A 25,097-nucleotide genomic window follows, 5' to 3' on the forward strand; every position below is an offset into this window, starting at 1 on the left:
GCCGAAGGTGGTCACCAGCCCGCGGGGGCGTAATCCTTCAGGAAGCAGCCGTACAGCTCCTCGCCCTCCTCGCCGCGCACGATCGGGTCGTAGACCCGCGCGGCGCCGTCGACGAGGTCCAGAGGGGCGTGAAAACCCTCTTCCGCGAGGCGGATCTTGTCGGGGTGCGGCCGCTCGTCCGTGATCCAGCCGGTGTCGACGGCCGTCATGAGGATGTGGTCCTTCTCGAACATCTCCTGGGCGCTGGTGCGGGTCAGCATGTTCAGCGCGGCCTTGGCCATGTTGGTGTGCGGGTGTCCCGCGCCCTTGTATCCGCGGCCGAACACGCCCTCCATCGCGGAGACGTTGACCACGTAGGCGCGCTTCGCCGCGGTCCTGGCCATCGCGGGCCGGAGCCTGCTGATCAGGATGAAGGGCGCCGTGGAGTTGCAGAGCTGGACCTCGAGGAGCTCGATCGGCTCGACCTCCTCGACGGTCTGGATCCAGCTGTTCGTGTCGTGCAGGTCCGGGACCAGGCCGCCCGCGTCGATCGCGGTGCCCGCGGCGATGCGGGCCGGCGAGGCGGAACCGGTGACCAGCGCCAGGTCGGTGACGTCCTGGGCACTGAGCCCCTGGCCCTCCTTGCGGGCGGCCGGCAGCGCGGCCACCCGGTCGACGGTGCCGCTGCCGAACGTCCCGATGACCTCGGCGGCCGGCAGTTCGCCCGCCGGGAGCGGTGCGGATTCCGCGCTCAGCAGCTCGCTGTAGGCCTGCGGGGAGCGGCGGACCGTCTGTGCGGCGTTGTTGATCAGGATGTCGAGCGGCCCCTCGGCGGCGACCGAGTCGGCGAGGGCGACGACCTGGGCCGGGTCGCGCAGATCGATGCCGACGATCTTCAGACGGTGGATCCACTCGTCGCTGTCCGGCATCGCCTTGAACCGGCGGATGGCGTCGTTGGGGAAGCGCGTGGTGATGGTGGTGTGGGCGCCGTCCCGCAGGAGCCGCAGCGCGATGTACATACCGATCTTGGCCCGGCCACCGGTGAGCAGGGCCCGGCGGCCGGTGAGGTCGGTGCGCGCCTCGCGCCGGCTGCGGTTCTCCTTCGCGCACTGCTGGCAGAGCTGGTGGTAGAAGGCGTCCACCTCGACGTACCGGGTCTTGCAGATGTAGCAGGACCGGGGACGCTGGAGTATGCCCGCGATCTCGGCGGTGGCCGAGGAGGACGGGAGGACGCCCTGCGTCTCGTCGTCGATGCGCTCGGCCGAGCCGGTCGCCGTGGCTTCGGTGACGGCCTTGTCGTGCGCGGTCTTGGCTGCGCGGCGCTCCTGGCGGCGGCGCTGCTTCACGGTGCGGTAGATGCCCGCGGTGGCCCGGCGCACGGCGATGGCGTCGGGGTGGTCGACCTCGATGGTGTTCAGCTCGTCGAGCACGCCCAGGCAGACGGCCAGCCGCTCCGGGTCGATACCGGGACCGAACTCGTCGATACCGGGAGCGAACTCCTGGCTGTCCTCTGTCACCGTCATTGCCGTTCCTCTGTCACTCGTCACTCATGCCGTTGTCGGGCTTCGGTGGGGAGTGGTCCGGCCGGGAGCCGGCGAGGGCAGGCGCGCACGGGCGGAATGCCCCGGTCAAGTCTGCCATGAGTCGGACGTTGCTCAGGTCGGCCCGGCGGCCTGCCCGGCTTCGGCGGAGAGCGGGGTCGCGATGGACTCGAGGGACTTCTGCTCGGCCGCCACCGCGAAGAAGTACGCGACGACACCCGCGGCCACCATGAGGGCCGCTCCGATACAGAAGGCCAGGACGGTGTCGCCGACCACGCCGCTCGCGGTCAGGTCCGCGAAGACCAGCGGGCCGGTGATGCCTCCGGCGGCCGTTCCCACGGCGTAGAAGAACGCGATGGCCATCGCCCGGGTCTCCATGGGGAAGATCTCGCTCACGGTCAGGTAGGCGGAGCTCGCACCGGCGGACGCCACGAAGAGGACCGCGCACCAGCAGGCGGTCATGGTGACGGCCGTGAGAGCCCCGGCGCCGAAGAGCCACGCGGTGCCGAACAGGAGCAGGCCGGACAGGACGTACGTCCCCGCGATCATCGGCTTCCGCCCCACCGTGTCGAAAAGGCGGCCCAGGAGGAGCGGTCCCAGGAAGTTGCAGAAGGCGATGACCGCGAAGTAGTACCCGGTGACACCGCTGGAGATATCGAAGAACTTCACGAGGATCGAGCCGAAGCCGAAGGTGATGGCGTTGTAGAGGAACGCCTGTCCGATGAAGAGGGCGAGTCCGAGTACGGCCCGTTTGGGATACGAGCGGAAGACGGTCCGGGCGATCAGGCCGAATCCGATGCTCTTGCGCTGCCGCACGGTGATGGGCGGCTCGGCCGGGGGAAGAGAGCTTCCGGTCTCCGCCTCCACCTCCCGCTCCACGCCGTCGACCAGCCGCTCCGCCTCGTCGTCGCGCCCGTGGATGAACATCCAGCGCGGGCTCTCGGGCACATGCCGGCGCACCAGCAGGATGACCAGCCCGAGGACCACGCCGAGCGCGAAGGTGAGCCGCCAGCCGATGTCCTTCGGGAAGATGTCGGTGTTCAGCGCGAGTACGGAGAGCAGGGAGCCGGCCACGGCCCCGAGCCAGAAGCTGCCGTTGATGATGAGGTCGACGCGCCCCCTGTACTTACTGGGGATCAGCTCGTCGATGGCCGAGTTGATGGCCGCGTACTCGCCGCCGATCCCGAAGCCCGTCAGAAAGCGGAAGAGGAAGAACCACCACGCCGAGAAGGAGATCGCCGTGAGCGCGGTGGCCGCCAGATAGACGGCGAGGGTGATCAGGAAGAGTTTCTTGCGCCCGAAGCGGTCGGTGAGCCATCCGAAGACCAGCGCACCGGAGCAGGCACCGGCCACGTACAGCGCGGCGGCGATGCCGGTCACCTGGGCGTCGGTGACGGCCAGTCCGCTGCCGTCCTCGGACAGCCGGCTGGCGATGTTGCCGACGACCGTGACCTCGAGTCCGTCCAGGATCCAGACCGTGCCCAGGCCGATCACGATCATCCAGTGCCAACGCGACCAGGGCAGCCGGTCCAGCCGCGCCGGGATCCGTGTCGTGACAGTGGGTCCGCCTGCCGTGCCGGTGTCGTTCATGAGACCTCCTCAGCTCCCGGAACCACAGGTGCCCGGAACGAGGCGTGACTCACACCTCGGCCGTGAACACGAACAAAAAGCACCCGTGCGGCCACGTACCGTTACATCTGGGGGCTCCGTCCGGCCCGTTCACATCTTTCCGGGAAAATCTTCGGTACTCGGTGGCATTACTTCCGGATCACGGGGCATGCGCCCGTCACTGCACCGGACACCAGGGAGGGCGACACCATGACGGCCATGTCAGTGCGAACCACCGAAGCGATCGGCAACGCGGCCACGCGATGTGACGAGGCGGGCGCGGTTTCCGACGCGGCCGCGCTTCCGTGGATCGAGGACGCGGGCAAGGTGGCGCCGCAGGACGCCCGGGCCATGTCGAAGCTCTTCTTCGACCGGCTGCAGGTCCTCGAGGAGGGGACCCACGAATACCAGTACGCCCGCAACACCCTGATCGAGATGAATCTCTCCCTGGTGCGCTTCGCCGCCTCACGGTTCCGCAACCGGGGCGGTGACGACACCGAGGACATCATCCAGGTGGGGACGATCGGCCTGATCAAGGCGATCGACCGGTTCGACCTGTCGCGCGAGGTCGAGTTCGCGACCTTCGCGGTGCCGTACATCGTCGGTGAGATCAAGCGGTTCTTCCGCGACACGACCTGGTCCGTGCACGTGCCGCGACGGCTGCAGGAGCTGCGGGTCGAACTGGCCAAGGCCAAGGAGCAGCTGTCGGCGAAGCTCGACCGCGACCCGACGGTCGCGGAGCTCGCCGCCCACCTCGATCTCCCCGAGGAGGAGATCATCGAGGGTCTGGTCGCGGCCAACGGCTACTCGGCGGGCTCGCTGGACACTCCCAACGCCGACAGCGAGTCGGGCAGCGACCAGCGCGCCTACGCCGATCTCCTGGGCGACGAGGACCCGGGGATGGAGAGCGTCGAGAATCTGCACACCCTGGCTCCGCTGCTGCGGCAGCTGGACGACCGGGAGCGCAAGATCGTCCGCATGCGCTTCGGTCAGGAGATGACGCAGGCGCAGATCGGCGCGGAGCTCGGCGTTTCCCAGATGCATGTGTCGCGCCTGCTCAGCAGGATCGTCCAGCGCCTGCGCGCGGGCATGAGCGTGGAGGCCTGACGCAGGGCGTACGCGACTCAACGACGGAGGCCCGGCCGAGTGCCGGGTCTCCGTCACATATGCTTCACGCCGATACGGCCGTGGGTTTCTGTGCCGTCCGTCGGAAGGGGTGGAGTGTGACCGAGTCGCCGTTGAGCACCTCTGCGCGTGTGCAGCAGCTCAGCGGATTTCCGGAGCAGCAGAGGGGCCTGACCGCCACCGACACGTCCGTCTGGGACGTCGACGCGGTCCTGCTCCTGGTCGAGGACGACGCCGGAGACGCACTGCTGGTCGAGGAGATGCTCGCCGACAGCGAGCTGGAGGCCCCGCTCACGTGGTGCAAGACGCTGGCTGAGGCGCGGCGGTTCCTGCTGGGCTGCGAAACATCCGTCTGCGTCCTGCTCGATCTGCACCTGCCCGACGTGAACGGCCTCGACGCCGTCCGTCAGCTCGTCGGGTCCGCCCCCGACGCGGCTGTCATCGTGCTGACGGGCCTGGACGAGTCGGAGACCGGACTGTCCGCGGTCGCGCAGGGCGCCCAGGACTACCTCGTCAAGGGCCGGATCGAACCCGAGATGCTGGGCCGTGCGATCCGCTACGCCCTCCAGCGCAAGCACGCCGAGCGGTCGGCGTCCGCGATGCGGACCAGTCGGCTGATCGCGCAGGAGAACGCCCGGCTGGAGCGGGCGTTGCTGCCGATTCCCCTGCTGACGGACGACAGCTTCCAGGTGGCCGCGCGCTACGAGGCCGGCCGTGCGCACGGGCTGCTGAGCGGCGACTTCTACGACGTGGTCCAGACCGCCGACGGTGCCGTGCACGCGGTGATCGGCGATGTGTCGGGGCACGGTGCCGCGGAGGCCGCCCTGGGTGTGTGCCTGCGGGTCGCCTGGCGCACGGCCGTACTGACCGGCGTCACACAGCTCGAGAAGATCGGTCTGCTGGAAGGCATACTCGTCGCCGAGCGGTCGGATCCCCATGTGTTCGCCACCGTGACCACGCTCGTCTTCCCGCCGAGCCGGGACAGGGTGCTCGTCGCCCGGGCCGGCCATCCCGGGCTGCTGGTGCGGCGCGGCACGGAGGTCGCCTGGGTGGAGCCCGACCCCGGCATGGCCCTCGGACTGCTGCCCGGTGCCGGCCGCTGGACGATCACGGAGCTGGAGCTCTCCACCGACAGCGAGCTCGTCCTGTTCACCGACGGTCTCTTCGAAGGGCGTACGGGTCCCAAGTCCCGGCTGGGCGAGGAAGGGCTGCTGGCCATGGCGGGCAAGTACGGCGCGCTCGAACCCCGCGCGTTCGTCGACGCGCTGGTCGCCGAGGCCACCGAGGGCGCCTCTCCGTACGGCGGGCTGGCCGACGACGTCGCCGTCCTGCACCTGGGCTGGAAGGCGGACGCATGAGCTCGGAGGAACCAGCGGCCGGCACGACCGGCCCGATATCCCGGCTGTCGGTGCAGAACTGGGTGCATCTGATCCTGGCCGGCTTCGTGCTGGTGGTGTGCGGGTGCCTCGTCGTGGGCGGGCTCGTCCTCTCCCGCATCTCCGACCGGACCACCGATCTGGTGGACCGTATCCAGCCCGCCCGCTCCGCTTCGTTCCAGCTGCAGAACTCGCTCCTCGACCAGGAGACCGGGGTACGCGGTTACGCGCTCACCGGGGACGCCTCCTTCCTGGATCCGTACGAGAAGGGCGTGCGTGCCGAGCGGGAGCGGCTGGCCCGGGTGCGCTCGCTCATGGGGGACGGAGAGCCGTACGCCGAGGACCTGAACCGGCTCGAGCGGGCCTCCCGGCAGTGGCGGACCCTTCGGGCGGAGCCGCTGATCGCGGCGGTGCGGGGGAACGGGCCGGCCGGTGAGTCCTCGGCACCGATCCTGCGGAGCAAGGCGGAGTTCGACGCCCTGCGCGTTCTCTACACCACCCAGCAGAGCCACCTCGACGACGCGCGTGACACGGCCCGCGCCGAGCTGGGTGACGCGCGCACCACCCGCGACCGCGTCCTCATCGCCCTGGTGATCGGCTTCGTGCTGGCCGTCGTGTCGCTGAGTCTGCTGCTGCACCGCGTGGTCGGCCGGCCTCTGGCCGAGCTGACGGCCGCGTCGGACCGGGTGCGGTCGGGCGCCTTCACCGGCAGGATCGAGGTCCGCGGCCCGTCGGATGTCAGGGCGGTCGCCGCGGCGGCCGAGGAGATGCGCCGGCGTCTGGCCGCCGATCTGGCCGAGTCCCAGGAGCGGGAGACGCTGCTGGACGAGCAGACCACGGAGCTGCGCCGGTCCAATTCCGAACTGGAACAGTTCGCCTACGTGGCCTCGCACGACCTCCAGGAGCCGCTGCGGAAGGTGGCCTCCTTCTGCCAGCTGCTGGAGAAGCGGTACAGCTCGGAGCTGGACGAACGCGGACGGCAGTACATCGACTTCGCGGTGGACGGCGCCAAGCGGATGCAGGTCCTCATCAACGACCTGCTGACCTTCTCCCGGGTGGGCCGGGTGCAGCAGAGCTGGAAGCCCGTGGACCTCGAAGCGTCCCTGGACCGGGCCCTGTCCAATCTCACCCTGGTCGTCGAGGAGTCCGGAGCCGTCCTCGAACGCGAGGATCCCCTGCCGGAGCTGCTGGGTGACCCGACCTCGCTCACCATGGTGTGGCAGAACCTCATCGGGAACGCGGTCAAGTTCCGTCGGCGTGACGTGCCGTGCCGGATCACCGTCACGTGTGTCCGGGAGGGCGACGACTGGCACCTGACGGTCGCCGACAACGGCATCGGGATCCCGCCGGAATTCGCGGACAAGGTGTTCGTCATCTTCCAGCGCCTGCACGCCCGCGACGAGTACGAGGGCACCGGGATCGGGCTCTCCCTCTGCCGCAAGATCATCGAATTCCACGGTGGCCGGATCTGGCTGGAGCCCGAGCCGGCCGAGGGCACACTGATCCACTTCACCCTGCCCGTCCTGCCTGAGCCACCCACGCACACCACGGCGGAGCTCCTCGCCCCTGCCGCGCTCACCCCCCGGTCGGGAGACACGCTGTGAACGACGCCGTCAAGCCCATCGAAGTCCTGCTCGTCGAGGACGACCCCGGCGACGAACTGATGACCCGTGAGGCGTTCGAGGACAACAAGATCCGCAACACGCTCCACGTGGTCCGCGACGGACAGGAGGCGCTGGACTTCCTGTACCGCCAGGGCGAGTACGGCGACGCGCCACGCCCTGACCTGGTCCTTCTCGACCTGAACCTGCCGAAGTACGACGGCCGGCAGGTGCTCGAGCGGATCAAGACCGACCCGGAACTGGCGCTGATCCCCGTGGTGGTCCTCACCACGTCCTCGGCGGAGGAGGACATCCTCCGCAGCTACAAACTGCACGCGAACGCCTATGTCACCAAGCCGGTCGACCTGGAGCAGTTCATCGGGGCGGTGCGCCAGATCGACGACTTCTTCGTGAGCGTGGTCCGGCTGCCCCGGCACGCGTAAGATCTGCAGAGATCTCCCGGAGTGGGATCTCTCGACGCGGGTAGACGAACGGCGAGAAGAGGTCCACGACCTCCCCTGCGGCGCCTTGGCTGGAGCACATGAACGAACAGGCCACCTCACGGCCGGACGACCCCTTCCAGGGGTCACCGTCCACGGAGGTTCTGCTCACCGCCGAGGTGTTCGACGGCGAGCCCGGGTGCATCGCGCAGGCCCGGGCGCTCGCAGACCGTTTTCTGGCACGGCTGGTGGCGGAGTGGCTCGCGGTCCTCGGTGAACACACCCGCAGTGATCTGATGCTGGCGGTCAGCGAGCTCATCACCAACGCGGACCGCTACAGCCACGGCCCGTATCTGCTGGAGCTGGAGGGCGACGCGCGGCGCATCAGCGTGACGGTGTACGACAGCAGCACGGCGCTCCCGGTGCTCTACTCCCCCGACCCGGCCCGTCTCGGCGGTCACGGCATGGAGATCGTGGTCGCGCTCTGCGACCGGGTCACGGCGGAGCGGGTGCCCGTCGGCAAGCGCATCCGCGCCGAGTTCACGCTCAGCACCTGAGCGGCCCCGACGACGACACGGCCCCCGGACCGGCAACGACATACGGCGCGTTCCGGACACGCGGTGCGGTGGTACGACAGCGTGGCGTCACCTCCCCGGTGAACTTCTGAGCCCTCGGGCAAGCGGGACTACCGTCAGGAGGAGGACCCTGGAGGGATGGACGTACTACCGGAGCAGTACGCCGAATCGCCGCCTCAGGGACGACGACGCGGCGGCTCCGACGGGACATCGTGGTGTACATGAGTTCCCTCGCGCTTTCCGTGCTGCTGTCACTGGTCTCCGCGGTCGCCTACGCGGCCGGGGCGATCGTCCAGGAGCGCGTGGCCGCGGACGGTGACAGCCGCCCGTACGCACCCCTGCGCAACGGCACCTGGTGGGTGGCTGTGGCGCTCAACGGTGTGGGGGCGGTGCTGCACGTCGTGGCGCTGGCGTACGGGCCGCTCAGCCTCGTACAGCCGCTCGGCGCCCTGACGATCGTCTTCGCGCTGCCGATGGCGGCGGTCTTCGTCCGCCGCAGGGCGGGACGGACGGCCTGGCGCGGCGCCCTGATGGCCACGGTCGGTCTCGCCGGGCTGCTGGCCCTCACGGGGAGCGCCGGGTCCCACACGCTGGCCGGGCCCGAGCAGCTGACGCTCGCGGCCGGGACCGCCGGTGCCGTGGTGGTCCTCCTGGTCCTCGCCAAGGGGCTGCACCGGCCGATGCCGCGCAGCGTGGTGCTGGCCGTCGGGGCCGGGATCGCCTTCGGGATGGCGTCGGTGTTCACCAAGACCGTGGCCGTGGAGTGGACCTCCGGCTCGGTGACCTCCGGGCTGCCGACGCTGCTGGTGATCGCGGGGCTCGCAGCCGCGGGGCTGCTGCTCTCCCAGGCCGCGTACCGGGGTGCCGGGCTGACGGCGCCGCTGGCGACGGTCACCGTGGTCAACCCGGTCGTGGCGGCCGCCGTGGGCCTCACGATGTTCGGGGAGCAGTTCCGTTACGGCATGACGGGCACCCTGCTCGCCCTCGGCTGCGGTGCGCTGGCGGCGGCCGGTCTGGTGCTGCTGACCACGGAGCGGGTGGGAGCTGAGCGGCGTACGGCGGAGCGGGAGGAGTCCGGGGAGCGTACGCCGGAGGACGGCGGCGCCCCGGACGTGCCTCCCACGGTGGTGCTGCCGGAGCCGGCGAAGCCCGCGTCCGCGCAGGGGGCGGCGGTACTGCCGGACCCTTTCCCGGCCCCGACGGCGCTCTCCCTCCCGCTGACACTGCCGTTGGACCACGGTGGCGGACGCGTGGAGTTCGGCGGCCGGCCGGCCGCCGGCTCTGCTCGCCGGGGTGACTTAGAGGGCCGGGCGGGGACCGTTCAGACGCTGACGCCGCCGGCCCTGAGGTAGGCCAGGGGGTCGATGTCGGATCCGTAGCCGGGGCCGGTGCGGATCTCGAAGTGCAGGTGCGGGCCGGTGCTGTTGCCGGTGGATCCCGATCGGGCGATCCGCTGGCCGCTGCCGACCTGCTGGCCCTCGCGCACGTGGAGCGAGGAGAGGTGGGCGTACTGGCTGTACTTGCCGTCGCTGTGCCGGATGACGATCTCGTAGCCGTACGCGCCTGCCCAGCCGGCCGAGACGACCTTCCCGGACGCCACCGCCTTCACGGAGGTGCCGGTGGACACCGGGAAGTCGACGCCCGTGTGGTAGCCGCTGGACCATGAACCGGCCTGGCGGTACGGCGTTCCGGTGCGGGCGGACACGGGGGCGGTGAGGCCGGACCGCGGCTTGGACGCCTTCTTCTCCGGCTGGGCCGCGGGCTTCGCCGCCGGCTTGGGCCGGGCCTTCTCCGTGGCCTTGGGGGCGGCGGTCCGGGGCGCCGCCTTCTCCGTGGCCTCGGGGGCCGTCCGCTGCTTCGGGACGGTCTTCCGCTGCTTCGGGGCCGCTTCCCGCTTCGGTGCGGTTGCCGGGGGCGCCCCCGCCACGTCGAGGGTCAGCCGCTGTCCCGGGAGGATGAGGTCGGGATCGGCGCCCACCACGGTGCGGTTGGCCGCGTACAGCCGCTGCCAGCCGCCCTGGACCCGCTCGGCGGACGCGATGCCGGAGAGGGAGTCACCGCGCGCGACGGTGTACGACTCGCGCTGACCGGGCACGGCTGTGGGCGACGCCTTCGCCGCCGCGGTGTCCGCGGCCTTCTTCGCGGTGCCGGACTCCCGTGCTCCGTCCTGCCCGGCCGCCTCGACGGCGGCCTGGCGCTGCGACTGCGGGGCGATGTCGGGTGCGTCACCGCCCTGCTTCAGGCCGGCCCGTACGGAACACGTCGGCCAGGCTCCCGGCCCCTGTCCTCCGAGCACCTTCTCGGCGACGGCTATCTGCTGGTCCTTGGTCGCCAGATCGGCCCGCTCGGCGTAGGCGGTGCCGCCGTACGCCGCCCAGGTGGACCGGGTGAACTGGAGGCCCCCGTAGTAGCCGTTACCCGTGTTGATGTGCCAGTTGCCGGTCGACTCGCAGGCGGCGACCTTCTCCCACACATCGGTCGAGGCAGCTCCGGCCGAGGCAGCCGTGAGGAGCGGGAGCGCGATTCCCGCGCCTCCCGCCGTCACCGTGAGCGAGGCACGGTTGATCCGGCTGGGCTGGTATCTGCGGTGCCGTCCGTTCGCGGCCATGATCAGGCTCCCCCACTGCAGTAGGACACGTCGCAAGCGGCCAACGTATGGGCATACGAAGGGTGGTGACAAGTGAACAGTTGCCGCACGCCGCCCGCGCGCCCCGGCGTACCACCCCCGAGGGCCGGGGCCGCTCCCGTTGTCCGCTCCTCTCCCGCAACCGCCGGAGAGCGCTCTATCCAGCTCCGTTCCTGATGCTATAAAGGCCCTCATGACGGATGCTCTGCGACCACCCGGTGCGGCGCCCACCCTGGAGGACGTGGCCAGGGCGGCCGGCGTCTCGCGCGCGACGGTCTCGCGGGTCGTCAACGGGGTGCGCAACGTCGACCCGGCGATCCAGGAGGCCGTCCGGCAGGCCGTCTCGGTCACCGGTTACACGCCGAACCGCGCGGCCCGCTCCCTGGTCACCCGGCGCACGGGCGCCGTCGCGCTGGTGGTGTCGGGTGCGGGGGTCGAGCCGGAGGGTGAAGAGCCCGCCGAGGAGGGGTCCTTCACCGCCCAGGTCTTCGCCGACCCGTTCTTCGGCCGGGTGGTGACGGGAATCGTCAACTATCTGCGGCCGCGCGGGATGCACCCGGTGCTGATGTTCGCCGAGACCTCGCGGGCCCGGGACGAGGTGGTGGCGTATCTGCGGCAGGGCAGCGCCGACGGGGCGCTGATCGTGTCGACCCACGCGCAGGACCCGCTGCCCGGGCTGATCACCGATGCGGGACTGTCCGCCGTGCTGTTCGCCCGCCCGGCCCGGCCGGTACGGATCAGCTATGTCGACCTGGCCCACCGGGACGGCGCCCGGCTGGCCGCCGAGCATCTGCTGGAGCGCGGCTGCCGCCGGATCGCCACCATCAGCGGGCCGCTGAACGTCCCGGCGGGGCAGGAGCGGCTCGCGGGCTTCCGGGACGCGATGGCGCAGCACGGGCATGCCGATGTCCCGGTGGCCGAAGGGCAGTTCACCCAGGAGAGCGGCGAGGCGGCGATGGAGCGGCTGCTGGCCGAACAGCCGGGCCTGGACGGGGTGTTCGCGGGGAACGACCTGATGGCGATGGGTGCGTGCCATGTGCTGCGGGAGCACGGCAGGCGGGTGCCCGAGGATGTCGCCGTGATCGGCTTCGACGACAGCAGTGCCGCCTCGGCCTGCCGCCCGCCGCTGACGACGGTGCGGCAGCCCGTGGAGGACATGGCGGCGGAGATGGCCGGTCTGCTGCTGGACCGGCTGGCGGAACCGGACCGGCCCACGACCTCGGTGATCTTCGAACCCGTGCTGGTGGTGAGGGACTCCGCCTGAGAAACCCCGACGCCTGGCGGGGACGCGTCCTGAGCGACCCCGGCTGCCACCGGGGGCACATCAGGTGCGGGGCCCTTCCGTGCGATCTCCGGTGAGGTGGCGACGGACATGCCGGAGGGCGCCCCGTCGGCCGGGGCGCCCGCACCGTCCGCGACGGCACTCGGCCGCCGGTCGGAGTGCCGCACGGGTCAGCCCGCCACGGTCCGGCCGCGGCCCGTCGCCGCCCGGTCCGGGGCCGGGGTGGCCTCCCGGAGGGGCTGGGGCGTGGGACGCGTGCCGCCGCGCGCCAGGAAGTCGGACAGGGGCAGGGTCGCCGCGCCCACCGTGACCGCGTCCGGGCCCAGGTGGCCCAGGTCGATCGTGGTGCGGGCGACCGCGTGCTCGAGGGCGTACTCCTGGACGTAACGGCGGATCGCCGGGAGCAGATGGGGGCCGATGAGCAGGCCGGCCCACCCGCCGAGCAGGATGCGTTCGGGCAGGAAGAGGTTGACCAGGTCGGCCAGGGCCGCGCCGAGGCACTCGGCGGTCTCGTCCAGGATCGAGACCGCCACCGGGTCCGGGGCAGCGCCGCCGCGCCCCGGGTAGGCGGCCGCGAGCAGTGCGGCGAGGGCGGTCTCGTCGTCGGCGTCCGGAGGCAGCGGCCCGCCCGCCTCCTGCCAGCGCTCCCGCATGGCCTCCGCACCGGCGTACGCCTCCAGGCAGCCTATGGAGCCGCAGCGGCAGCGGCGGCCCCGCAGCTGCACCGTGGTGTGGCCCCACTCCAGGGCCGCGTTCGAGAGGTCCTCGTCGAGGATGTCACCCCGGTTGACGCTCGCGCCCACCCCGGAGCCGATCAGTGCGACGGCGGCCGCGCCCGCCCCTCTGCCGCCGCCGAACCACATCTCGGCCTGCCCCAGGGTCTTCGCGCCGTTGTCGATGAAGAACGGCACCTCGGGCGGCACGTCCACGGCCTCGCGGAGCAGCCGCTCGAAGGGCACGGCGCTCCATCCGATGGTCTGACCGTGCACGACCGCCCCCGGGCCGCCCGCGGCCTCCGGGGCGTCGCGTTCGATGATCCCGGGCACCCCGATGCCGATGCCGAGCAGCATGCGGGAGTCGGCGCCCGCGTCGCGCAGGACGTCGGCCACGCCCGACCGGACGTGGCCGACGATGCGCGCGACGTCGTATCCGTGCTGCGCCAGCAGGCGGTCGGTGCGGGCGAGTTCCGTCAGCGAGAGGTCGAAGAGCTCGACGCGCACCCGGGTCTCCCCGATGTCGATGCCCACGAACAGTCCTCCGCCCGGAGCGGTCCGCAGCAGGGTGCGGGGGCGCCCGCCGTCGGAGTCGACGATGCCCGCCTCCTCCAGGAGCCCTTCGGAGGCCAGCTCGGCGACCACGTTGCTGATGGATCCCGAACTGAGCCCGGTCGCGGGCCCCAGCTCCTGACGGCTCAGCGGGCCGTCGAAATACAACCGTTGCAATACCCGCGCCCGATTGCCCCTTCGCAGGTCACGCACGGTCCGTCTGCTGCGCTCAGCCATGTTGCTCCCTTCGCTCCGGCAACATACCCCGGCCCTGGCTCTTGACGCGCACTTTCTTCACCTCTTAAATCACATCTTAAATTAAGAGCGGAAGGGTCGTTCGGATCCCGAACCGCACCCTCCCCGGAAAGGGGCCACCTTTCATGCGTCACCTCAGAGCCGCAGCAGCCGTCACCCTCGCCGTATCCGTCGCCGCCGGAGTCACCGGCTGCGGAGGCGGGACGACTTCGGGCGGCGGCAGCAACGAGTCGCCGAAGACCTTGACTTACTGGGCGTCCAACCAGGGGCCGAACATCGAGGCCGACAAGAAGATCCTCACTCCCGAGCTGAAGAAGTTCGAGAAGGAGACCGGGATCAAGGTGAAGCTGGAGGTCGTCCCCTGGGCCGACCTGCTGAACCGCATCCTCGCCGCCACCACGTCGGGTCAGGGCCCGGACGTGCTGAACATCGGCAACACCTGGTCGGCGTCGCTGCAGGCCACCGGCGCACTGCTCCCCTGGGACGACAAGAACTTCGAGGCGATCGGCGGCCGGGACCGCTTCATCGACTCGGCGGTCGCCTCCGCCGGCAAGGAGGGCGAGCCTCCCGCCGCGGTGCCGCTCTACTCCCTGTCGTACGCCCTCTACTACAACAAGAAGATGTTCGCCGACGCGGGCATCAAGACGCCGCCGGCCACCTGGGACCAGCTCGTCCAGGACGGGAAGAAGCTCTCCAAGGACGGCAAGTGGGCCCTCGGTGCCGAGGGTTCCAACCTGTCCAACAACATCCACCAGACCTTCGTCCTGGGGCAGCAGCACGGCGCGGACTTCTTCGACAAGGAGGGCAAGGCGGACTTCACCTCGGACGGCGCCGTCGCCGCCGTGAAGCAGTACGTCGACCTCATGGCGAAGGACAAGATCATCGCTCCGGGCAACGCGGAGTACGCCCAGAACCAGTCGTTGACGGACTTCGCCAAGGGCCGGACGGCCATGGTCCTGTGGCAGGCCGCCGCCACCACCTTCGCCGCCCAGGGCATGAAGCCGGAGGACTGGGGTGTGGCCCCCGTCCCCGTGCCGTCCGGTGCGCCGGGCGCGGGCAAGCAGACCAACTCCATGGTGGCCGGCATCAACATGGCCGTGTTCAAGAACACCAAGAACATCGACGGCGCGAAGAAGTTCGTGAAGTTCATGACGAGCGACGAGGAACAGAAGATCCTCTGCAAGACCTACGGCTCGATCCCGCCGGTCAAGGCCGCCCAGTCGGACCCCGCCTTCGCCGCCCCCGAGCTGAAGGTCCTGCGCGACACCCTCGCGACCAGTGCCGCCCCGCTCCCCCAGGTGCCGAACGAGTCGCAGTTCGAGACGGCTGTGGGCACCGCGGTCAAGGAGCTGTTCGCGGACGCCGCGGCCGGCACCCCCGTCACCACCGAATCAGTCAAGGCGCGCCTCGAAAAGGCCCAGCAGACGATGCAGCAGTGAGGCTCTCTCCATGACCGCCACCGTGACCACCGACCCCGGAGTCGACAAGTCGACCAGGGGTACGAGCCGGGGCAGCGGGGGTGCGCAGCGCCGGATGCCGCGCATCCCCGACCGGATCCGCCGCGGCGGACTGCCCTATCTCCTGCTCCTCCCGGCCGTCCTGCTCGAACTCCTCATCCATCTGATCCCGATGATCGTCGGCATCGTGATGAGCTTCCGTCAGCTCACCCAGTTCTTCATCAGCAACTGGGGTGCGGCGCCCTGGACGGGCCTGGACAACTACAGGATCGCCGTCGACTTCGACGCGCCGATCGGTGAGGCCCTGCTCCAGTCCTTCTTCGTCACCTGTGTCTTCACGTTCTTCGCCGTCGGTCTCGCATGGCTCTTCGGAGTCGCCGCGGCGATCATGCTCCAGGAGAACTTCCGGGGCCGCGGCTTCCTGCGGGCCGTCTTCCTCGTCCCGTACGCCCTGCCGGTCTACGCGGCGGTCATCACCTGGGCGTTCATGTTCCAGCGGGACAACGGGCTGGTCAACCACGTCCTGCACGACCAGCTGGGGCTGACCGACCAGCCGTCCTTCTGGCTGATCGGCGACAACAGCATCTACGCGCTGATCATCGTCTCGGTCTGGAAGGGCTGGCCCTTCGCCTTCCTCATGCTGATGGCGGCGCTGCAGAACATCCCGCGGGAGCTGTACGAGGCCGCGTCGATCGACGGCGCCGGCGTCTGGCAGCAGATCCGCAAGATCACGCTGCCCTCGCTGCGGCCCGTCAACCAGGTGCTGGTGCTGGTCCTGTTCCTGTGGACGTTCAACGACTTCAACACCCCCTACGTCCTCTTCGGGAAGGCGGCTCCCGAGAACGCGGACCTCATCTCGGTCCACATCTACCAGTCCTCTTTCGTCACCTGGAACTTCGGCACCGGCTCCGCCATGTCCGTGCTGCTGCTGCTCTTCCTCCTGGTCGTGACCGCCGTCTACCTGTTCCTCACCTCACGCGGAAGGAAGGGCTCCCGTGCCTAGCAGCACCGCCCGGTCCCCCATGGCCGCGCCCCGGTCCTTCCTCTGGACCCGCCGCGTCGTCCTGACCCTCCTCGCGGGCTTCGTCCTGCTGCCCGTCTACGTGATGATCAGCAGCTCCCTGAAGCCGCTCCAGGACGTGTCGGGGAAGTTCCGGTGGATCCCCCGCGAGCTGACCGTCCAGCCGTACTTCGACATCTGGGAGACCGTCCCGCTCGCCAAGTACTTCGTGAACTCGCTGATCGTGGCGGGCTCGGCGACCGTCTTCTCGGTGGTGATCGCGGTGTTCTCGGCCTACGCCGTGAGCCGCTACAGCTTCCGCGGCAAGCGTGTCTTCACCGTCACGGTCCTCTCCACCCAGATGTTCCCGGGGATCCTCTTCCTCCTCCCGCTGTTCCTGATCTTCGTGAACATCGGCAACAGCACCGGCCTGGCTCTCTACGGCTCGCGGGGCGGGCTGATCCTCACCTATCTGACGTTCTCGCTGCCCTTCTCCATCTGGATGCTGATCGGCTACTTCGACTCCATCCCCAGGGACCTGGACGAGGCCGCCATGGTGGACGGCTGCGGCCCGATCCGCGCCCTGTTCCAGGTGGTCGTGCCGGCCGCCGTGCCGGGGATCGTCGCGGTGTCCGTGTACGCGTTCATGACGGCGTGGGGCGAGGTGCTGTTCGCCTCCGTGATGACGAATGACGCCACGCGCACACTCGCGGTGGGCCTGCAGGGTTACGCCACCCAGAACGACGTCTACTGGAACCAGGTCATGGCCGCCTCACTCGTCGTGAGCGTGCCCGTCGTCGCGGGATTCCTGCTCCTGCAGCGCTACCTCGTCGCCGGGCTCACCGCGGGAGCCGTCAAGTGACCGATACGGAAAGGCAGTCAGTGAACGACCTCAGCGCTCTCCCCGACGACTTCATCTGGGGGGTCGCCACCGCCGCGTACCAGATCGAGGGCGCCGTGGCCGAGGACGGCCGGTCCCCGTCGATCTGGGACACCTTCTCGCACATTCCGGGCACCATCGACAACGGTGACACAGGCGATGTGGCCTGCGACCACTACCACCGGGTCCCGGAGGACATCGGTCTGATCAAGCAGCTCGGCGCGGGCGCCTACCGCTTCTCGGTGGCCTGGCCCCGCGTCGTGCCCGGTGGCGACGGCCCGGTGAACAAGGCCGGACTCGACTTCTACGACCGGCTGGTGGACGGCCTGCTGGAGGCCGGGATCACCCCGTTCGCCACGCTCTACCACTGGGATCTTCCGCAGGTGCTCCAGGACCGGGGCGGCTGGACCGTGCGCGAGACCGCCGAGCACTTCGCGGCGTACTCCTCCGTCGTCGTCGAGCGCCTCGGCGACCGGGTGAAGGACTGGGCGACGCTCAACGAGCCGCTCTGCTCGGCGTGGATCGGCCACCTCGAGGGGAGGATGGCGCCCGGTCTGACCGATCTGACGGCGGCCGTGCGCGCCTCCGTCCACCTCCACCTCGGCCACGGTCTGGCGGTGCGGGCGATCCGCGCACAGTCCCCGGACGCCCGCGTCGGCATCGTCAACAACCTCAGCCCGATCGAGCCCGCCGGCGACGGCCCGGCCGACGCCGCCGCCGCGGTGCGTGCCGACGGCCACATCAACAGGTGGTGGCTGGACCCGATCCACGGCCGGGGCTACCCGCAGGACATGGTCGACCTCTACGGCGTCGAACTCCCCCTGCGTCCGGGCGACCTGGAGACCATCGCGGCACCGCTGGACTGGATCGGGCTGAACTACTACTTCCGCCAGATCGTCACCGACGACGCGTACGGCCCGGTCCCCCACGCCCGGCAGGTACGACTGCCCGGCGCCCGGGAGACCGCCATGGACTGGGAGGTCCACTCCGAGGGTCTGGAGCAGTTGCTGCTGCGCCTCACCGAGGAGTACGGCGCCCGCCGGATCTACGTCACCGAGAACGGCTCGGCCTACCATGACACCGTCCGGCCCGACGGCTCGGTGCACGACCCGGAGCGCACGCGCTATCTGGAGGAGCACCTCGCCGCCTGCGCCCGCGCGGTACGCGAGGGCGCACCGCTGGCCGGCTACTTCGCCTGGTCGCTCCTGGACAACTTCGAGTGGGCGTACGGCTACGACAAGCGCTTCGGCCTGGTCCACGTCGACTACGCGACCCAGCGCCGCACCGTCAAGAGCAGCGGGCGGCGCTACGCGGAGCTGATCCGCGAGCTCTCGGGCGACAGGCCTCGCGAGGCGGCCTGAGCCCCTTCCCCGGGCGACGGCCCGCGCCCCCGGCCCGGCAGCCCCACCTGCCGGTGTTCCGGGGGCATTCGTCGTTCGGCACACCACCGGTGGGCGATCGGACGTGAGAGGTCAGGCGCATATGCTCACCGTATGGAGCAGAGCGAAGTCCTCAAGCGAGTGATCGGCATCCTCACGGAGGCGGGCGAGATGCAGCGCCACGCCGAGGAGGAGACGGACGGTGGCGACCCCGCCGCGGGCGAGAACATGGTGACGACCCTTCTCAACGAGACCATGCCGCACATCGCCATCCCCTCCGACGCCACCGTCGAGGAGATGGCCGCCCTGGTGGGGCGCGAGGTCGGCGGCGCCGTCGAACAACTGGTCGGAGCGTTCACGCTGGCCTTCATCGCGCTCGCCCAGATCCACGACTCCGGCCAGGAGGACGTGACCTCCGCCGACGTACTGCAGGATCTGGCCCTGCGGGCCGAGGAACTGAGCTCGGGCGACGAAGGCCCGGAGGGTTCTCCCTGACGGTGAGGGTGTGCGACGGAGCCGATGTGACCGTCCACGATCGGCTCGTTCGCCGGGGTGACGGTTCCGCGCCCACGGCCCGGAAGGCCCGCACCACCGCCCGCCCCCACGAGTCCGCGGCGGACCACGGTGCTCCGTGGGCCGCCGCGGACTCCCCGGCCGCACCGACGGCGGGGAGTGGGACGGTGCGGTGGATCCTGCGGGCGGTCAGCTCCGGTAGACGCCGAACTCGTGGAGCGAGTAGCCCCAAGGGGTGCCGCGCACGGTGGTGTTCACCCGGACGTAGCGCGCTTCGCCCGTGACGTCGATGTCGTCGATACCGCCGTTGCCCTCGGTGACCGTGTGGACGGTGGTCCAGTTCTGGCCGTCGTCCGAGGTCTGGAGGGTGTATCCCTTGGCGTACGCGGTCTCCCAGGCGAGCTGCACATGGTCGAACGCGGTCCGCGCCCCGAGGTCCACCTGGATCCACTGCTGGTCGGCCCAGTCGCTGGCCCAGCGGGTGTCGAAGGACCCGTCGACGGCGTTACCCGCGGGGCAGGGGCAGCCGGTGCCGTCCGGCTGGAAGGTGGACGCGGTGGCCGGCTTGCCCGCCGCCACGTTCGTGCCTCCGACCTGGGGCGGGACGACCTGGAAGGACTTCGTCTCGATGCCGACGTTGCCCTTGCCGTCCGAGCTCTTGATGTAGACCTTCCACACGCCGAGGCGGTCGGGAGCGGTGACCTCGAAGGTGCCGTTGCCCTTGTCGGTGAAACGCGCGTCGTTGAGCTGCCCGCTGTCGTCCACGTACTTGCTGCCCAGCAGCACCTGGTGGGTGAGCTGGTCACCGTCGGGGTCGGAGACCGACGCCCTCACGGTGAAGGGCTTGCCGGCCTGGACGGCCGAGGCGTTGTCCACGGTCATGCCGGTGATCACGGGCGGTGTGTTGTCGCCCGAGGTGTCGGCCCCGTACGCCTTCTTCACCGCGTAGTACGAGAGCCTCTTCTGGCCCGCCGGGAGCAGGTTGAACCAGACCCCGCCGAAGTCGTACTCGGTTCCGTAGTGGAACAGCGTCGCGCCGAGCGCCACCCCGGTATGGTCCGTGACGCACTTCCACGCCTTGCCGTACCCCTCCGCCTTCGCGACATCGGTCGGCTCGTCCGGCACGCCGTTGGCGTCGTCGGGCACCTCCCACTCGCCCGCGGGGCCGCCCTCCGTCACGATGTAGGGCTTGTCGAAGCCTCCCTCCTCCCAGGTCTTCCGTATGTCACAGACGGCGCCGTAGGAGTTCACCGCGTAGAGGTCGAGATCGGGCGCGTTCTTCTTGTAGTACGACCATGCCCCGGTCCACGCGTCGGTCGAGGTGACCGGGTGGTCGGCGTCGACCGCGTGGATCTTCTTGGTGATGTCGTTGACGAACGTCGTGTAGGCGTCGCGCTGCTGTTCGAGGGCGTCACCGCTGTAGCAGTTCTGCAGACCGAGCACGGACTCGTTGCCCACGTTCCACATGAGGACTCCGGGGTGGTCCTTGTAGGTCTCCACCCACTTGGGGAACTCGGCGAGCATGTCGTTCTTGTAGTCGGTGTCCGTCAGATAGTTGACGCACCCGCCACTGCCGGGACCGCCGCCGGGCTGCAGCCAGAAGCCGGCGACGACCTTGATGCCGTTGTCGGCCGCGCTGTCCAGGAGCGGCTTCGTCGTGGCGTCGGTGCCCCAGGTACGGATGGTGTTGACGCCCATCGACCTGACGTCCGGCATGTACTTCCCGGCGTCGGCGACGGCCGGGCCCCAGGTCAGGCCCTTCACGGTGTACGGCGAACCGTCGACGGTCAGCTTCCAGGCGCCCTGCGATCCCTCTACCTTCACCACGCTGCCGGCCGCCTGCGCGGCGGGCACGGGGAGGGCGGCCGCTCCTGCGGCGACAAGGGCGGCGACGGCGAGACGTGCCGTAGTCCGTCTGCGGCCACGGGCCGAGGGGGTGGGACGTGACAGTTTCATGGGGTGACAGCTCCTCGTGCGGGGAGTAGGCAGGAGAGCGCTCTCCCTCATGAGTGCGGTACGCCATGAGGGAGAGGCGGGGGTGGTCAGGGCAGTTCGTAGTTCTCGTCCAGGGCGGCCCCCTCACCGGGGTTGTTCTGGTCGTAGCCCCGGGCGTCGCACTGGAGGCCGCCGACGATGCAGTGGTCGACCATGGCGTCCAGGGTCGCGTCGTCCCAGGCGTTGAAGAAGTCGTAGTGGAAGGAGTGGCCCGTGCCGCTGGCCAGTCTCACCTGCGACATGTCGCCGTTGACCGGCCAGGCCATCTTGAACTCGATCATCGGCAGGGCGACCGGGTGGCTGGTCGGGCAGACGTCCTGGTTGGCACCCATCACGACCGGGTAGGCCATGTGGGCCTTGTGGTCCGGGGTGTCCAGGTTCTTGCCGTCCCAGCAACTGGGCGCCTGCATACGGAGGTTGAGCTGGGTGTCCGGACTGGTCGGACAGACGGCCGGGAACTCGTAGTTGTGGTAGCTCTCCCCGCACTCGTATCCCTCGACCATGCCCGGGTGGTTGCGGAACTCCTCGGCCGTCTGCGTCGGGCTGCCGACGACGAAGCGCAGCCCCTCGGGGAACGGCCGAACGGTCCGGTAGTCGGTGACACCCGCCTTGTAGTAGATGGTCTGCGGACCGACCGGGCGCACCTCCTGGTCCCCCTTGTAGAGGGTCGGCATCCAGTACGCGGACAGGTCGCCGGGCGCCTTGCAGGCCGTACCGCCCGCCCCGAGCGAGGCGGTCGTGCTGTTCTCGTCCGTGGTGTCGTTCCCCATGAACGTGTGGTTGTGGGACTTCCCGGTCTGGCCGGGGTAGACGATCGGGTCGACCGATCCGGTGTGGTTGACCGAGCAGTTCGCCTGGAACTCGTGGAAGTACCGGTGGGGCGGGATCTCGGTGGACGGCTCCACCCCCGTGACCGGCGGGTTCGCCGGAATGTATCCGTCGCCGTCGGGGTCGTCCCCCGAGGGGACGGGGTCGGCGGCCGCCATGACGTGGCCCTGCGTGTGCTGCGTCCCCTGCGTCCCCTGCATGACGTGTGCCGCCGCGGCCGGCTCACCGGCGGCCTGCGGGGCCGCCCCGCCCGCCGGAGCACCGGCACGGGTGATCGCCGTGAACCCCATGACGACCAGGGCCAGTGCGGTGGCGACGACGAGCGCGGACACCAGGGTGGTTCTGCTGATTCTTTCGGCCATGCGGACCTCCATGCCGCTCTGCGTCCGCGCACATCGGGTGCGCGGTGGGGGGAGAGTGGAGCTGGATGGTGCGTCGTACGAAACGTTGGACGGAACTCGGGAGAGCGCTCTCCCGGGCGCTGTCAGTGTTACGCCGTGGCTGAGAACATGTCAAGAGTTCGTGAACGGAACGTACTGCGAAGGGAGTTGGCCGGAGGCTACGGGAGAGCGGCCAGCGCCTCACTCAGATTGTGTTCGGCGATCCCCCGCATGAACTCCCGGTCGGGGAAGTCGCCGTCGAGCAGCCTGAGGGGGCCGGCGACCAGGGAGAGGCGCATGGCCTGCGTGTAGAGGGCGATGCGCCGGGGGTCGAGACCGGGACGGGACAGCTCCGCGTAGCACCGGCCGAGCCGGCCGCGAGCCGCCCCGACCCGTACGTCGCGGTCCGCCGCTTCCGCGAGATCCCGCAGCGCACGGTCCAGCACCACCTGTTCGCAGGAGCTCCCGAGGGCCACGCCGTCGCGCTCCAGCAGGTCCACCCGCCCGTATCGCGACGCCTTCTGGCGCTGCATCACCTCCAGTGTGCCGGCCAGGTCGGCCAGGGCGGAAGCGGCGCGCACCGGGTCGGTCTCGAAGAGCTCCTCCAGCGTGCCGCCCATGACATCCTCGACCACCGCGAAGTCCGCCCCGTCCGCCGTGCTGCCCGAGGACAGCACGCGGGGCGCTCGCGCGCCGACCTTGGCCGGCTCGCGCTGTGCGGCCAGGAAGGGCGCCAGGCCGGAGGCGGGGGCGAACGGGTCCGCAGACGCCTGCCCGGCGTCGGCGTCCGGCCAGAAGTTCTCCTCCTCGGCCCACCTGTAGACGATCACGCTCGGAACAGGGGGTCCGTCGACCCGGACCCGGTACACGCCCTTCTTGCTCCCGCCGCGCAGGCGCTCCGCGCCGAGGATGCGGCACCCCGCCCCCAGGGCCTCGCGCACCACACCGTACAAATCCTGGGCCACCGGGAGCACACGCATCGGGTAACCGTCCTCGCGGCCGCCGGGGGCGGGGTCAGGCATCCCTTCCGCGACCGGCGGATCCACGGCGGCGGATGGGCCAGGGAGCATACGGGCGACTTGGGACGCAGTGGTCGACCGCCTGATCGTAGGCATCCTCGCCGCGCACCGGATCACGCGGCAAGGGCGCCTCGCAGATCATTCCGGCGGATCCTTGAGGTCGCCGATGGCGAGGTGGGCCGTCCGGACCGCGGCCGGAGGTCGCGGGTCGCGCCGCTCCCCCACCTCTCGGTCATGACCACGGTGGCGTGGCCCGCGCCACCTCCCTCGTAGCGCGAAGACCAGCCGGAGGGCACCTCGTGTGCGGCCACCCGTCCCGCCGGAGCGGTGACGCGGTCATGGGTCTGCTGCGGCAGGGGGCCACCCTGCTGCCGCAGCAGACCGGTCGCATTCCGCCGGGCCGGGGCCCGGCGGGGCCGCCGTCAGGCCGTGTGGAGGGTCAGCCCGTAGCGGTTGAGGATCTCGTTGATGGGCTGGTGCCAGGTCTCGCCACCGCCGCTGCAGTTGCCCCAGCCGCCCGACGTCACGCCTTGCGCCTGGTCGCCGCTGATGAACGAGCCGCCGGAGTCGCCCGGTTCGGCGCAGACGCTGGTCTTGGTCATCTGGTGAACGGCGCCCTGGCTGTAGTTCACGGTCTCGTTCTTGGCGAGGACGTTGCCGCAGTGCCAGTGGGTGGTGGAGCCCGAGCGGCAGATGGACGCGCCGATCGGGGCCTCGTTGGAGCCGCGGACCAGCTGGTCGGACACGGTGCCCCAGCCCAGGACCACGGGAACGGTCCACCAGCCGCTGCCCACGTTCACCCAGGCGTAGTCGTTGTCGGGGAAGGACGAGCCCTGGAACGAACCGATGGCGGAATTGTCCCAGCCCCGGACCGCCCCGCCCGCCTGGCCGCAGTGGCCGGCCGTGACGAAGCCCCCGTGCACCGAGAAGCCTATGGAGCAGCGGACGTTGCCGGTGTAGTACGGGTCGCCGCCGACCGTTCCCGCGGCGAAGGTCTGCGGGGCCTCGGCGGTCTGCTTCACCGTGACGGGGCCCGCCTTGCGCGCCTTCGCCACGAATGCCCGGACATCGTTGTCACCCTGTTCGGAGGCGACGACGCTCACCACGACGCTGTTCGACCGGGGGTCGACGTGCCAGCTGCTGACACCGCTGGGCGCGGACAGCGTGTCCAGCTTGTTCTTGACCGCGTCGAGCTCGCGCGCCGTGTGACCGACCACCCGGACGTCGGCGCCGGTCGCCCGGACGGCGCCGGCCTTGTCGCTGTCCGTGACGGCGACGGTCAGCCGGCCGCTGCCCACGTCGAACCAGGAGCCGCCGAACGACGGCCCGGCGGCGTTCCGTGCCGTTCCCTGCAGAGCCGTGGCCGCCTTCTCCGCGGTGAGCCGCGCCTCCGCCTGACCTTTCGTCAGTCCGAGGTCGCGCTGCATGGCCGTGATGATTCCGGCCGACGCCTGAGGTTCGGCGGAGGAAGCGGAGTCCGCTGCGGAAGCCTGGGTCAGGCCGGCGGTCGCCCAGGTGCCGATGATGAGCAGTGCGGAGAGACCGGTCCGCACCATCGTCGTATGTCTCAAGGGAGTGCCCCTTCTGTTGTTCCAGCATCGTGGGGGTGGAACAGGAAGCATCCGAGAGCCGTCTGAGAGCGCTCTCAGAGCTGTCGTTGCGGACTGTAGTCCAGTTCGGCGGGCAGGTCCATGCCAATGACGTCGTCGCATGCGGCGGCCTCTCCGGAACGTCAGGGCATCGGCAGCGGCGGCCCGGAGCCGCGCCATGGCGCCCGGAACGCGTCCCACCGGCCCGTTGGCGTGGCACCCGCCGAGGTGTTGTCACCCGCAACTACCGGCTGGGCTTCGAGGGGCTCGGTCATGTCCCGCCCGCCGACGGCGAGGAACCGACGCACACGTCCACAGCCCGGCGGTCCGGGTAGGCCGGCGGGCTGCGGGGCGACGGGCCCGAACCCTGCGCGGTCCCGCACG

The 25,097-nt window shown here is 70.3% G+C and carries 20 protein-coding genes; 12 read left to right on the top strand and 8 right to left on the bottom strand.

What is annotated here, in order from left to right:
* Window positions 1-11: 11 nt before the first annotated feature.
* Together ACIP63_RS20890 and ACIP63_RS20895 are read right to left on the bottom strand one after the other, a co-directional pair.
* Window positions 12-1,502, bottom strand: coding sequence for an SDR family NAD(P)-dependent oxidoreductase (locus tag ACIP63_RS20890; RefSeq protein WP_401517544.1), 1,491 nt, complete (start codon window positions 1,500-1,502; stop codon window positions 12-14).
* A gap of 132 nt (window positions 1,503-1,634) precedes the next feature.
* On the bottom strand, window positions 1,635-3,110 hold the full coding sequence (locus tag ACIP63_RS20895) for an MFS transporter (RefSeq protein ID WP_401517545.1): 1,476 nt from the start codon (window positions 3,108-3,110) through the stop codon (window positions 1,635-1,637).
* Window positions 3,111-3,338: 228 nt separating this feature from the next.
* Here ACIP63_RS20895 and ACIP63_RS20900 point away from each other — a divergent pair, with 228 nt between their 5' ends.
* The 6 genes from ACIP63_RS20900 (at window position 3,339) to ACIP63_RS20925 (ending at window position 9,597) form a co-directional block, all read left to right on the top strand.
* Complete coding sequence (locus ACIP63_RS20900) at window positions 3,339-4,235, top strand: RNA polymerase sigma factor SigF (protein ID WP_401517547.1); 897 nt, start codon at window positions 3,339-3,341, stop codon at window positions 4,233-4,235.
* 116 nt (window positions 4,236-4,351) lie between these two features.
* Complete coding sequence (locus ACIP63_RS20905; protein ID WP_401517549.1) at window positions 4,352-5,611, top strand: PP2C family protein-serine/threonine phosphatase; 1,260 nt, start codon at window positions 4,352-4,354, stop codon at window positions 5,609-5,611.
* Window positions 5,608-7,233, top strand: coding sequence for an ATP-binding protein (locus ACIP63_RS20910; RefSeq protein ID WP_401517551.1), 1,626 nt, complete (start codon window positions 5,608-5,610; stop codon window positions 7,231-7,233). The genes ACIP63_RS20905 and ACIP63_RS20910 overlap by 4 nt, the downstream gene beginning before the upstream one ends.
* Window positions 7,230-7,673 carry a response regulator gene (locus ACIP63_RS20915; protein ID WP_401517553.1) on the top strand — a complete coding sequence of 148 codons (444 nt, stop codon included), beginning with the start codon at window positions 7,230-7,232 and terminating at the stop codon, window positions 7,671-7,673. The genes ACIP63_RS20910 and ACIP63_RS20915 overlap by 4 nt, the downstream gene beginning before the upstream one ends.
* Window positions 7,674-7,771: 98 nt before the next feature.
* Window positions 7,772-8,227 carry an ATP-binding protein gene (locus ACIP63_RS20920; RefSeq protein ID WP_401517555.1) on the top strand — a complete coding sequence of 152 codons (456 nt, stop codon included), beginning with the start codon at window positions 7,772-7,774 and terminating at the stop codon, window positions 8,225-8,227.
* A gap of 239 nt (window positions 8,228-8,466) precedes the next feature.
* Complete coding sequence (locus ACIP63_RS20925; protein WP_401517557.1) at window positions 8,467-9,597, top strand: DMT family transporter; 1,131 nt, start codon at window positions 8,467-8,469, stop codon at window positions 9,595-9,597.
* Here the strand turns inward: ACIP63_RS20925 and ACIP63_RS20930 are convergent.
* Window positions 9,567-10,853, bottom strand: coding sequence for a transglycosylase family protein (locus tag ACIP63_RS20930; protein ID WP_401517558.1), 1,287 nt, complete (start codon window positions 10,851-10,853; stop codon window positions 9,567-9,569). The two genes, ACIP63_RS20925 and ACIP63_RS20930, sit on opposite strands and share 31 nt — an antisense overlap.
* A 211-nt stretch (window positions 10,854-11,064) precedes the next feature.
* Between ACIP63_RS20930 and ACIP63_RS20935 the strand changes: the two genes are divergently transcribed.
* Entirely contained in the window at window positions 11,065-12,135 is a 1,071-nt protein-coding gene (locus tag ACIP63_RS20935) for a LacI family DNA-binding transcriptional regulator (protein WP_401517560.1), read from the top strand.
* Window positions 12,136-12,323: 188 nt separating this feature from the next.
* Here the strand turns inward: ACIP63_RS20935 and ACIP63_RS20940 are convergent, their stop codons facing one another.
* Window positions 12,324-13,655, bottom strand: coding sequence for an ROK family protein (locus tag ACIP63_RS20940; protein ID WP_401517562.1), 1,332 nt, complete (start codon window positions 13,653-13,655; stop codon window positions 12,324-12,326).
* Between the two features lie 143 nt (window positions 13,656-13,798).
* Between ACIP63_RS20940 and ACIP63_RS20945 the strand changes: the two genes are divergently transcribed.
* From ACIP63_RS20945 to ACIP63_RS20965, 5 genes are all read left to right on the top strand, one after another.
* Window positions 13,799-15,112 (top strand): ABC transporter substrate-binding protein, encoded by a 1,314-nt coding sequence (locus tag ACIP63_RS20945; RefSeq protein ID WP_401517564.1) that lies wholly within the window; start codon window positions 13,799-13,801, stop codon window positions 15,110-15,112.
* A 10-nt stretch (window positions 15,113-15,122) separates the two neighbouring features.
* Window positions 15,123-16,133 carry a carbohydrate ABC transporter permease gene (locus ACIP63_RS20950; RefSeq protein ID WP_401517566.1) on the top strand — a complete coding sequence of 337 codons (1,011 nt, stop codon included), beginning with the start codon at window positions 15,123-15,125 and terminating at the stop codon, window positions 16,131-16,133.
* Between the two features lie 19 nt (window positions 16,134-16,152).
* The gene (locus ACIP63_RS20955) at window positions 16,153-16,992 is read left to right on the top strand and encodes a carbohydrate ABC transporter permease (protein WP_401518286.1); all 840 of its coding nucleotides are present in this window, start codon (window positions 16,153-16,155) and stop codon (window positions 16,990-16,992) included.
* 20 nt (window positions 16,993-17,012) lie between these two features.
* Entirely contained in the window at window positions 17,013-18,371 is a 1,359-nt protein-coding gene (locus ACIP63_RS20960; RefSeq protein ID WP_401517568.1) for a GH1 family beta-glucosidase, read from the top strand.
* A 132-nt stretch (window positions 18,372-18,503) separates the two neighbouring features.
* A complete protein-coding gene (locus ACIP63_RS20965; protein WP_401517570.1) occupies window positions 18,504-18,884 on the top strand; it encodes a hypothetical protein in 381 nt (126 codons plus the stop codon).
* A 207-nt stretch (window positions 18,885-19,091) separates the two neighbouring features.
* Here ACIP63_RS20965 and ACIP63_RS20970 read toward each other — a convergent pair whose 3' ends face one another.
* The 4 genes from ACIP63_RS20970 to ACIP63_RS20985 form a co-directional block, all read right to left on the bottom strand.
* A complete protein-coding gene (locus ACIP63_RS20970; protein ID WP_401517572.1) occupies window positions 19,092-20,858 on the bottom strand; it encodes a discoidin domain-containing protein in 1,767 nt (588 codons plus the stop codon).
* Window positions 20,859-20,944: 86 nt separating this feature from the next.
* The gene (locus ACIP63_RS20975; protein ID WP_401517574.1) at window positions 20,945-22,087 is read right to left on the bottom strand and encodes a DUF1996 domain-containing protein; all 1,143 of its coding nucleotides are present in this window, start codon (window positions 22,085-22,087) and stop codon (window positions 20,945-20,947) included.
* 197 nt (window positions 22,088-22,284) lie between these two features.
* On the bottom strand, window positions 22,285-23,127 hold the full coding sequence (locus tag ACIP63_RS20980; RefSeq protein ID WP_401517576.1) for a hypothetical protein: 843 nt from the start codon (window positions 23,125-23,127) through the stop codon (window positions 22,285-22,287).
* Between the two features lie 419 nt (window positions 23,128-23,546).
* Entirely contained in the window at window positions 23,547-24,680 is a 1,134-nt protein-coding gene (locus tag ACIP63_RS20985; protein WP_401518288.1) for a S1 family peptidase, read from the bottom strand.
* Window positions 24,681-25,097: the final 417 nt, after the last annotated feature.

The sequence above is a fragment of the Streptomyces sp. NPDC088746 genome, from assembly GCF_044751065.1.
Taxonomy (GTDB): domain Bacteria; phylum Actinomycetota; class Actinomycetes; order Streptomycetales; family Streptomycetaceae; genus Streptomyces.